Below are 10,032 nucleotides of genomic sequence, written 5' to 3'. Positions count from 1 at the left end.
GGGAGAGTAGGACACCGCCGGAACATACATTCAGGTAAGGCCCCCAACCAGCAGGTTGGGGGCCTTACCCATATACGGACCCGGTCGGGTCCATGCGTGCGTCGCCGGCCGAGTCGACTTGCGACTCGCCCGGCGGATTTTCGGGCGAATGGGATCGGTTCGGGTGGGTATCCCCGGGTTCACAGGACTTTCCTAAGTAAGCCTGACACCATTCGGGGGATCGATCGGGATCATGGATGGTGTCGACCCGGTGCAATCGGTACCGGTCTGGTAGCGGAAGGTGATCGGAAATGGTTCTACTCCAGGAGCCGGCCACACAGTCAGCACTGGAGTCCGGCCCCGCGCAGGCCGGCCGTTCCCTCACGCTGCGGGATCGATTCAAGCTGCCGATGACCTACAGCTACGGCGCCCTGCTCATCGCGGTGACCGTGCTGGTGTCGGTACTCAGCGATACGCAGCAGACCCGCGTCATCCAGCATGCGAGCACCAATCTGCACAATCTGCTGGCCGGACGGTTCGGCACCCTGTTCTCCAGTGCGTTCGTGATCGGTGACGGCACCGCGGGCGCACTGCTCATCCCGCTGCTGGTCTGTCTGCTCATTCTGGCGGAATGGCGATTCGGCGCCCTGTCGCTGCTGCGCATCTTCATCGCCGGCCATATCGGCGCCACACTCCTCGTCGCCGGCGGCCTGTGGGTGGCGGTGAGCGTGAAATGGCTGCCGACGAGTATCTCCCTCGCCGAGGACGTCGGGGTCAGCTACGGCGCGCTGGCGGTCATCGGTTCGCTGATGGTGGTTCTGCCCGCCAAGTGGCGACCGACATGGGCCATCTCGCTCGGTGCCGTCGCCGTCGCGGGCGTCGTCATGGGCCACACCTTCACCAATGTCGGGCATCTGATCGCCCTGACGATCGGACTGCTCACCGGGTGGCTGCTGTTGCGCAGCGGTCATGCCCGCGCACACCGGCTCAACCGGTTCGAGACGGGTCTGCTCGTCATCGCGGCCGTACTCGGATACATCTTGCTCGTCGGCTGATCGCCCCGCGCGCAAGCGGTCTCGGCGAGGGCCTAAACTCGACCGGTGCGCCTTGTGATTGCTCGTTGCCAGGTCGATTACGTGGGTCGGCTCACCGCACATCTCCCGATGGCCCGCCGGCTGCTGATGATGAAAGCGGACGGCTCGGTGCTGGTGCATTCCGACGGCGGTTCCTACAAGCCGCTGAACTGGATGAGCCCGCCCTGCTGGATGGAAGAGCGCGAGACCGATGTCGAGACGATGCCCGACGGCTCCCAGCTCTGGGTGGTGACCAACAAAGCCGGTGAGGAGCTGCGGATCACTGTCGAGGACATCGAACACGACTCCGCGCACGAACTGGGCGTGGACCCCGGGCTCGTGAAGGATGGCGTCGAGGCCCATCTCCAGGAGCTGCTCGCCGAACACATCGGCACGCTGGGTGACGGCTATACGCTGATCCGCCGCGAATACATGACGGCCATCGGCCCCGTGGACATCCTGTGCCGCGACGCCGCCGGCGCCACGGTGGCGGTGGAGATCAAACGCCGGGGCGAGATCGACGGGGTGGAGCAGCTCACCCGGTATCTGGAATTGCTGAACCGGGATCCGCTGCTGGCACCGGTCACCGGTGTCTTCGCGGCACAGCAGATCAAACCGCAGGCGCGGACCCTGGCGACCGATCGCGGGATCCGCTGCGTCACACTCGATTACGACGCCCTGCGCGGCACCGACAGCACCGAATTCCGGTTGTTCTGAGGGCGGCTCGTGCCACGCCGGAAACCCCGTCCGACATCGTCGCGGCTCCCTCGGGAACCGCGGCCCATCGGTGACGTCTTCGGGCGCACCGAGGACGGGCCCGGTGGCGCGGAAACCTTCGTGGTGCGCACGATCCCGGGCTCCCGTGCGGTGAAGACCTACCGATGTCCGGGCTGCGATCACGAGATCCCGCCCGGCACAGCGCATATCGTGGCGTGGCCGGCCGACGGCGGCGAAAACGACCGTCGCCATTGGCATTCCGGTTGCTGGCGCGGGCGCCATACCCGCACGATCACGCGGCGCTGGTCGTAACCCGGCCCTGCGTGCGGGCATAGGGAAGGCCGCCCCCGCGGTGCGGGAGCGGCCTCGAAACGGGTGGTGAATGTGTCGCCCTGAGGGGGTGGCGCGTGTTGTCAGCTCGAGACTTCGGCGCTTTCGCGCTCTTCGTCGACGGACTCTTCGTCTTCCGCCTTGACCTCGGGGATGGCCTTCTGCCGGCCGGAACCGGACTGCTTACCGGACAGCGAACGCTGCTCCGGTGCACCGTCGAGCAGCTCGCTCTCGCGGTTGACCGCGGCCAGCATGGCCGGGACCGAATCGAGCTGGCCGCGGATACCCAGCAGCTGGGCCAGAACTCGGCCGCGCAGGACGCGCATCTCCTCGGCCAGTTCCTTGGCGTGCGCGATCTTGCGATCGGCGGACTGGGTGGCGGAGGTGACCAGGCGGTTGGCCTCGTCGGTGGCCTCTTTGATGCGCTGGGCGGCGTCGGAGCGGCTGGATGCCTCCAGCTCCTCCATGGCCTTGGTGAGCTTGGTCCGCTTCTCGGCCATCGTGGCCTCGAAGTCCTGCTGGGCGGCCTTGCGCTTGGCCTCGGCCTCCTTGGTGATGCGGGTGGCATCGGCCTGGGCGGCCTCGACGATCTTGGCCGACTCGGCGCGCGCGTTCGACAGCGTCTGCTCGAATTCGACCTCGAGCGCCTCGCGCTTCTCCTTGGTCTCGGCCAGCAGGGATTCGTACTTGCCACGCATCTCGGTGGCCTGCTGCTCCGCGATGGAGATCATCTCGGCAGCCTCGGCCTGCGCCTGTGCGCGGACCTCGGACGCCTCGTCGGATGCCAATCGCAGCATCCGGGAGATTCGGTCGCTCATGCCTTCCGCGGTGGTGGGCGGAACCGACAGGCGATCTACTTCCTTGCGAAGCTCATCGATCTCGTCGCGGGCGTCCTCCAGCTGGGCGGCCAGGTTACGGGCCTGAGCGGCGGCGGCATCGCGATCTGTTGCGGTGACCCTCAGCTCGGCATCGAAACGGTCGAAGTAATTGCGTACTTCGTCACGGTCGTAGCCTTTACGTACTACCGTGAAAGGCAACGCGACGAAGCGATTGCGATCGGGCTCAGTGGACGACATGCCCCACAAACTACAGCCTGTCGACCCACCATGGTGAGTCGACTGCGAATGTCGTTATGAACTGTTTCCGTGGCCGGATTGCGGTACTAGTGAGTAGGATTCGCGGCCGGTTCGACTAGTTCGACGAGCACACCGCCAGCATCCTTGGGGTGGATGAAATTGATCCGCGAGTTCGCGGTTCCGGCGCGGGGAGCGTCGTACAGCAAACGGACGCCGCGGCCTCGCAGGAAAGTAGCTACCGCGTCGATATCGGTCACGCGGTAGGCCAGTTGCTGCAATCCGGGGCCGTTGCGGTCGATGAACTTGGCGATCGTGGACTCCTCGTTCAGTGGCGCCAGCAACTGCAGAGCAGTGGCGTCGTCGCCGGAACCGGGCAGCGACAGCATCGCCTCGTGCACGCCCTGGGCCTCGTTGACCTCACGGTGGGTTTCGACCATGCCGAGATTGTCCGAATACCACGCCACGGCGGTATCGAGATCGGGCACGGCGACGCCGACGTGATCGACGGCGATGACGTAATCGGCGGGAATGAAAGCGGACGTATCGGTAGTGCTCACTCTACGAAGGTAGCGCGCACCTACCTGGAGCTGCCGGGACGGGAAGGGTTACCGTTGAGTACGAGAGCGGCCCGTCGCCGAGTACGAGGGCGGCACGCCGCTGCGTCCCCGAATGTGAGAAGCGAGGTTCATCGTGGCCACCACCTCTGTCATCGTCTCCGGCGCCCGTACTCCGGTCGGTCGGCTGCTCGGTGGGTTGTCCGGGTTCTCCGGTTCGGATCTGGGTGGTTTCGCCATCAAGGCGGCACTGGAAAAGGCCGGCGTCGCGCCCGAGCAGGTCGACTACGTGATCATGGGTCAGGTGCTGACCGCGGGTGCGGGCCAGATTCCGGCGCGTCAGGCCGCGGTGGCCGGTGGTATTCCGATGGATGTTCCGGCGTTGACGCTGAACAAGGTGTGTTTGTCGGGTATCAACGCGATCGCGTTGGCGGATCAGCTGATTCGCGCCGGTGAGTACGAGATCGTGGTGGCCGGTGGTCAGGAGTCGATGAGCCGGGCCCCGCACATGCTGGAGAAGTCCCGTGAGGGCTTCAAATACGGCGATGTGACCCTGCGTGACCACATGGCCTACGACGGGCTGCACGACATCTTCACCGACCAGGCGATGGGCGCGCTGACCGAGTCCCGCAACGCCGGTGACGGGATCGGCCGCGCCGAGCAGGACGCGTTCGCCGCCGCTTCGCATCAGAAGGCGGCCGCGGCGTGGAAGAACGGTGTGTTCACAGACGAGGTGGTGCCGGTGTCGGTGCCGCAGCGCAAGGGCGATCCGATCGTGGTGAGCGAGGACGAGGGCGTGCGCGCGGATACGACGGTGGAGTCGCTGGGCAAGCTGCGCCCGGCCTTCGCCAAGGACGGGACCATCACCGCGGGGTCGGCGTCGCAGATTTCCGACGGTGCGGCCGCGGTGGTGGTGATGAGCAAGGCCAAGGCCCAGGAGCTGGGGTTGAGCTGGCTCGCCGAGATCGGGGCCGCGGGTGTGGTGGCCGGTCCGGATTCGACGCTGCAGGACCAGCCCGCCAACGCCATCGCGAAAGCGTGCGCGAAGGAAGGTATCTCGCCGGCGGATCTGGATCTGGTGGAGATCAACGAGGCCTTCGCGGCGGTCGGGATCGCCTCGACCCGCAAGCTGGGGATCGATCCGGAGAAGGTCAACGTCAACGGTGGTGCGATCGCGATCGGTCACCCGCTGGGCATGTCGGGCGCGCGGATCGTGCTGCATCTTGCGCTGGAGCTGAAGCGCCGCGGTGGCGGTGTGGGTGCGGCGGCGCTGTGTGGTGGCGGCGGCCAGGGCGACGCGCTCATCGTCCGCGTCTGACCTCGATTCGCGCTGTGGCATGACCCACACCTACTACGACGCTGCGTAGTCGTTGGGCACAATGGTGGCCATGGGCGAATTCTTCGACGTGAGCACCGTGGCCAAGCGGGTGCGTCTGTTCGGACTGCTGGAAGCGCCGTCGTGGGCGCTGTTGCTGCTCGGTTCCGTGCTCAAGCGGCTGCCCGAACCCATCACCTGGCCGGTGATGGTGTTCGGCATGCTGCACGGGCTCATCTTCGTGTTGTACGCGGTGAGCCTGCTGCTGGCGTGGCGCGAATACGAATGGCCGGGTAAGACGATCCTGCTGGGTCTCGTCTCGTCGGTGGTGCCGTTCTCCTCGGTGTGGTTCGAGCGCTGGGCGATTCGGACCGGACAATTGGGAGAGCTGAGCCCGGCCGCGGCCCCGGCGCCCGCCGCGTCGTGACAAACTGGATGTCGTGACTCGACCTGCTGCACGTCGTCCCTCGCCCGCCGCTGCCGCTGCCATGTCCGGCGCGGTGGATCTGTCCGCTCTGAAACAGCCGGCCGCCACGGACGTCCCGGGCGATCACGCCGTCACCGAGGCCGATTTCGAGACCAAGGTGCTGCGGCGATCGCTCGAGGTGCCGGTTGTCGTCGTCCTGTATTCGCAGCGCAGCCCGGGAAGTGTCGAACTGGTCAAGCTCTTCGAGCGGCTGGTCGGCAGCGCCGGGGGCAGCTGGGAGCTGGCCACCATCGAGGCCGAGCCGAATATGCGGATCGCGCAGGCCTTCGGGGTACAGGGCATTCCGACCGTGATCGCGGTGGCCGCCGGGCAGCCGCTGGCCGACTTCCAGGGCTCGCAGCCCGAGGAACAGGTCAAGCAGTGGCTGGCCGCGGTCGTCGACGCGGTGCGGGGCAAACTCCCCGGCGCCGGTGATGACCAAGGCCAGGCGCCCGTGCCCGAGGATCCGCGGTTCGTCGCCGCCGAAGAAGCGCTCGATCGCGGTGATATCGCCGGGGCCGAAGCAGCCTACGAGGCGATTCTGGCCGCCGAACCCGCCAACGAGGAAGCCAAGGCGGCGCTGCGCCAGGTGCGGTTCTTCGGCCGTGCCCGCGAGCTGCCGGCCGATGCGATCGCGGTGGCCGACGCCGATCCCGGCAATATCGACGCCGCCTTCACCGCCGCCGATGCCGAACTGTTCAACCAGCAGCCCGAGGCCGCTTTCGATCGGCTGATCGGGTTGATCAAGCGGACCGCGGGCGACGACCGCAACCGCGTGCGCACCCGCCTGGTCGAACTGTTCGAGCTGTTCGACACCGCCGATCCGGTGGTCGTCGCGGCCCGGCGCAAGCTGGCGACGGCGTTGTACTGAGCCCGGCACTGTACTGAGCCACGCCGGTCGTCGCGGTGGTCGACCGATCGTCCGCGACGACCGATAATCGGCGCAGGCGCCGGCGGAATCCGCCGTCGGCGCGGGGACGGGAGGCCGATGTGAAGGCGACGATGCGTGGTCTGATCGGCGCCGCATGCGCCGCGGCAGTGCTGATGCCGGTGGGCAGCGCCGCGGCCCTTGATGCGGCCACCCAATTGATCTTCACCCGCACCGAACCCGATCGCTCGCCTCGCACGGTCACGTTGACCTGCGATCCGACCGACGGCTCACATCCCGAGGCCGCCGCCGCGTGCGCATATCTGGCCGATGCCGAACTGGCGTTACCCGATTCGGATTCCGGAGTTCGCTGTTTCCGGTACTACCCCGTGGAGTTGCGTGCGCACGGTACGGTTCGCGGCACCCCGGTGTCGATCGAGCACACCTATGGGTGTGTGGTCCCGGATCTGCCGGCGCCCTGGAAGTTCTGAGCCCGGGGCGACCGTGCGCGCCGCCCATCCGATCGTCACCGCCGAGAACGCAACGCGGTGCGCGCTGCATCATCCGTTGCCGATGCTGCGGTGGTGATCGGGGTCAGCCAGATCGCGCTGTTGGCGGCGACGGTGACCTCCGCCGAATAGGGCCGGCCGTGCCAGGGGCAGGCGGATGCCGATACCGCGCCGAGGTTGCCGGTGCCGCTGCCGCCGTACGAGGTGGCGTCGGTGTTGAGGATTTCGCGCCAGGTGCCCGACGCCGGCAGGCCGATGCGGTAGTCGCGGTGTTCGACGCCGGAGAAATTGAAGACGCAGGCCATGACCGAGCCGTCGGTGCCGTAGCGCAGGAAGGCGAGCAGGTTGTGCGCGTGGTCGTCGGCCTCGATCCAGGCGTAGCCACCGGGCGCCGTGTCCTGGGTCCACAGCGCGGGGTGGGCGCGATAGACGGTGTTGAGATCGGCGACGAGAGCGCGGATACCGTCGTGCAGGGGGTTGGCGAGTTCGTCCCAGTCCAGTCCGCGATCGTGTGACCACTCCCGGAACTGGCCGAACTCCTGGCCCATGAACAGCAGCTGTTTGCCCGGGTGCGCCCACATATAGGCCAGCAACGCGCGAACACCGCAGGCCTTGGCATAGTCGTCGCCGGGCATGCGGGTCCACAGCGTGCCCTTGCCGTGCACCACCTCGTCGTGGCTGATCGGCAGCAGATAGTTCTCACTCCACGCGTAGACCGCCGAGAACGTGATCTCGTTGTGGTGCCAGCTGCGATGCACCTGATCGCGTCCGAAGTAGCCGAGGGTGTCGTGCATCCAGCCCATATTCCATTTCAGGGTGAAGCCCAGCCCGCCGACCTCCGTGGACCGGGTGACGCCCGGCCAGGTGGTGGATTCCTCGGCAATGGTCACCACGCCGGGATGATCGGCGTGGACGGCGGCGTTCAACTCGCGCAGGAAGGCGACGGCCTCCAGATTCTCCCGTCCGCCGTGCACATTGGGCTCCCAGCCGCCCGGTGGACGCGAATAGTCCAGGTACAGCATCGAGGCGACGGCGTCGACGCGCAGCCCGTCGATATGGAACTCCTCGAGCCAGAACCGCGCGTTGGCGACCAGGAAGTTGCGCACCTCGTTGCGGCCGTAGTCGAAAATGTAAGTGCCCCATTCCAATTGCTCGCCGCGGCGAGGATCGGGATGTTCGTAGAGGGCGGTACCGTCGAAGCGGGCCAGGGCCCATTCGTCGCGCGGGAAATGGCCGGGCACCCAGTCGAGGATGACACCTGTCCCGTGGGCGTGCAGGTGGTCGACGAAGGCGCGGAAATCGTCGGGGGAGCCGAAGCGAGCGGTCGGTGCGTAGTAGGCGGTGACCTGATAACCCCAGGAGCCGCCGAAGGGATGTTCCGCCACGGGTAACAGTTCGACGTGGGTGAAGCCCTGGGCCCGAACGTATTCCGCGAGCTGTTCGGCGGCGGTGCGATAGTCCAGCCCGGGCCGCCACGAGCCGAGATGAACCTCGTAGACGCTCATCGGCTCGCGGGTGGGATCGCGCCGGGCGCGGGTGGCGCACCAGTCCTGATCGGTCCACCGGTAGCCGGCGTCCGTAACGACCGACGCCGTCGCGGGCGGGGTCTCGGCGGCGAAGGCGAGAGGATCGGCATGGTCGGCGATCCGTCCGTCGGCGCCGTGGATGCGGTATTTGTAGCGCGTGCCCGCCGCGACGCCGGGTACGAACACCTCCCACACCCCGGACGATCCGAGCCGGCGCATCGGTGCACTGGTTCCGCTCCAGCTGTCGAAATCGCCGAAGACGGTCACGCCGCGCGCATTCGGCGCCCATACCGCGAACGACGTGCCGGTGACCTCGCCGTCGAGGGTGGTGTAGCGGCGCGGATGGGCGCCGAGTACCTCCCAGAGCCGCCGATGTCGTCCTTCGCCGAGCAGGTGCAGATCGAGTTCGCCGACGGTCGGCAGGAAGCGGTATCCGTCGGCGGTCAGCACGGTCCGGCTGCCCGGATACGACACGATCAGGCGGTAGTCCCACAGATCCGGAAATTCGACCACGCCCTCGAAGACCCCGTGGCCGATGGGGCGCAGCGGATGGTCGACGCCGCCGATGCGCGCCGACACCGAATCGGCATGGGGGCGAAGGGTTCTGATCACCGTACCGTCCGGATGCGGATGCGCGCCGAGGACCGTGTGCGGGTCGGTGTGGGTACCGGCGGCCAGCAACATCAGATCGCGCCGATTCATCGGCGCGGCCGCCGTGCCGTGGTCCGGCCTGCCGTCACCGGAAGGTCCTGCGGTAGGCCGATTCGGTGCGCGCGGCCGCGGAGACCGCCGGGAGGGCGAGGATGTGAGCGGGCGCGCGCACGGGGTCGAGTCGCACGTAATTGGTTTGCGCCCAGTGGTATTCCTCGCCGCTGATCTCGTCGTGGACCGTCGGCCGGTCGTGCCATTCGCGTCCGATGGCCGGCATGTCGAGCGAGATCATCCCGTCCTCGGCGCCGAACGGGTTGAGGTTGACCACGACCAGCACCGCGTCTCCGGAGCTCGGGTCGATCTTCGAGTACGCCAGCAGTGCCTCGTTGTCGACGTGGTGAAAGGCGATGCAGCGCAATTGTTGTAGCGCGGGATGGGCTCGGCGAATCTCGTTCAGCCGGGTGATCAACGGTTCCAGCGACTCGCCGCGGGCCGCGGCCTCGGCGAATCGTCGCGGGCGCAACTGGTACTTCTCGGAATCGAGATATTCCTCGCTGCCCGGACGCACCGCCTGGTGCTCGAAAAGTTCGAAGCCGGAATACATACCCCAGCTCGGACCCAGCGTCGCCGCCAGCACGGCGCGCACGGCGAACATGCCCGGACCGCCGTGTTGGAGGCTCTCGTGCAGAATGTCGGGAGTGTTGACGAACAGATTGGGCCGGGCCTCGTCGGCCTTGGCGGCGAGTTCGCGACCGAATTCGGCCAGTTCGTAGGCGCCGGTGCGCCAGGTGAAATAGGTATAGGACTGGGAGAATCCGCGCCGCGCCAGACCGTAGAGCCGGGCCGGGCGGGTGAATGCCTCGGACAGGAAGATCACGTCGGGATCGGTCCGGCGCACCTGCGCGATGAGCCATTCCCAGAAGTCGGCCGGTTTGGTGTGCGGATTGTCGACCCGGAAGATGGTGACT

The 10,032-nt window shown here is 67.1% G+C and carries 10 protein-coding genes and 1 pseudogene; 7 read left to right on the top strand and 4 right to left on the bottom strand.

The features are described 5' to 3' along the window. Positions 1-290 precede the first annotated feature (290 nt). The 3 genes from A5780_RS12240 to A5780_RS41820 are packed head-to-tail and all read left to right on the top strand — an operon-like array spanning position 291 to position 2,081. Complete coding sequence (locus A5780_RS12240; protein WP_030516133.1) at positions 291-1,034, top strand: rhomboid-like protein; 744 nt, start codon at positions 291-293, stop codon at positions 1,032-1,034. Positions 1,035-1,079: 45 nt separating this feature from the next. Continuing rightward, positions 1,080-1,769, top strand: coding sequence for an endonuclease NucS (nucS, locus tag A5780_RS12235; protein ID WP_063012275.1), 690 nt, complete (start codon positions 1,080-1,082; stop codon positions 1,767-1,769). A 9-nt stretch (positions 1,770-1,778) separates the two neighbouring features. Continuing rightward, positions 1,779-2,081, top strand: a complete 303-nt coding sequence (locus tag A5780_RS41820; protein ID WP_063012273.1) for a hypothetical protein — start codon at positions 1,779-1,781, stop codon at positions 2,079-2,081. 101 nt (positions 2,082-2,182) lie between these two features. Here the strand turns inward: A5780_RS41820 and A5780_RS12225 are convergent, their stop codons facing one another. Further along, complete coding sequence (locus tag A5780_RS12225) at positions 2,183-3,175, bottom strand: hypothetical protein (RefSeq protein ID WP_030516130.1); 993 nt, start codon at positions 3,173-3,175, stop codon at positions 2,183-2,185. 86 nt (positions 3,176-3,261) lie between these two features. Beyond that, complete coding sequence (mce, locus tag A5780_RS12220) at positions 3,262-3,732, bottom strand: methylmalonyl-CoA epimerase (RefSeq protein WP_030516129.1); 471 nt, start codon at positions 3,730-3,732, stop codon at positions 3,262-3,264. A gap of 133 nt (positions 3,733-3,865) precedes the next feature. Between mce and A5780_RS12215 the strand changes: the two genes are divergently transcribed. From A5780_RS12215 to A5780_RS12200, 4 genes are all read left to right on the top strand, one after another. After that, positions 3,866-5,047, top strand: coding sequence for an acetyl-CoA C-acetyltransferase (locus A5780_RS12215; protein ID WP_064908479.1), 1,182 nt, complete (start codon positions 3,866-3,868; stop codon positions 5,045-5,047). Positions 5,048-5,117: 70 nt separating this feature from the next. Then, complete coding sequence (locus A5780_RS12210) at positions 5,118-5,471, top strand: DUF3817 domain-containing protein (protein WP_051756420.1); 354 nt, start codon at positions 5,118-5,120, stop codon at positions 5,469-5,471. Positions 5,472-5,532: 61 nt separating this feature from the next. Then, positions 5,533-6,381 carry a tetratricopeptide repeat protein gene (locus tag A5780_RS12205; protein WP_063012269.1) on the top strand — a complete coding sequence of 283 codons (849 nt, stop codon included), beginning with the start codon at positions 5,533-5,535 and terminating at the stop codon, positions 6,379-6,381. Positions 6,382-6,500: 119 nt separating this feature from the next. Then, a complete protein-coding gene (locus A5780_RS12200) occupies positions 6,501-6,869 on the top strand; it encodes an SSI family serine proteinase inhibitor (protein ID WP_146102292.1) in 369 nt (122 codons plus the stop codon). Between the two features lie 35 nt (positions 6,870-6,904). Here A5780_RS12200 and glgB read toward each other — a convergent pair whose 3' ends face one another. Both glgB and A5780_RS12190 read right to left on the bottom strand, forming a co-directional pair. Continuing rightward, positions 6,905-9,115: a 1,4-alpha-glucan branching protein GlgB gene (gene glgB / locus A5780_RS12195; protein ID WP_082976431.1), complete on the bottom strand. Its 2,211-nt coding sequence runs from the start codon at positions 9,113-9,115 to the stop codon at positions 6,905-6,907. A 34-nt stretch (positions 9,116-9,149) separates the two neighbouring features. Further along, positions 9,150-10,032, bottom strand: a pseudogene (locus tag A5780_RS12190) (alpha-1,4-glucan--maltose-1-phosphate maltosyltransferase); the annotation flags it as partial.

The organism is Nocardia sp. 852002-20019_SCH5090214 (assembly GCF_001665865.1).
Taxonomy (GTDB): Bacteria; Actinomycetota; Actinomycetes; order Mycobacteriales; family Mycobacteriaceae; genus Nocardia; species Nocardia nova.
This window is presented reverse-complemented; position numbering and strand designations above follow the sequence as displayed.

What these genes read in the sequence shown, in the direction of transcription:
- A5780_RS12210 (WP_051756420.1), top strand. Translation starts at nt 5,118, where the DNA reads ATGGGCGAATTCTTCGACGTGAGCACCGTGGCCAAGCGGGTGCGTCTG.
- A5780_RS12225 (WP_030516130.1), bottom strand. Translation starts at nt 3,175, where the DNA reads ATGTCGTCCACTGAGCCCGATCGCAATCGCTTCGTCGCGTTGCCTTTC.
- A5780_RS12240 (WP_030516133.1), top strand. Translation starts at nt 291, where the DNA reads ATGGTTCTACTCCAGGAGCCGGCCACACAGTCAGCACTGGAGTCCGGC.
- A5780_RS12205 (WP_063012269.1), top strand. Translation starts at nt 5,533, where the DNA reads ATGTCCGGCGCGGTGGATCTGTCCGCTCTGAAACAGCCGGCCGCCACG.
- glgB (WP_082976431.1), bottom strand. Translation starts at nt 9,115, where the DNA reads ATGAATCGGCGCGATCTGATGTTGCTGGCCGCCGGTACCCACACCGAC.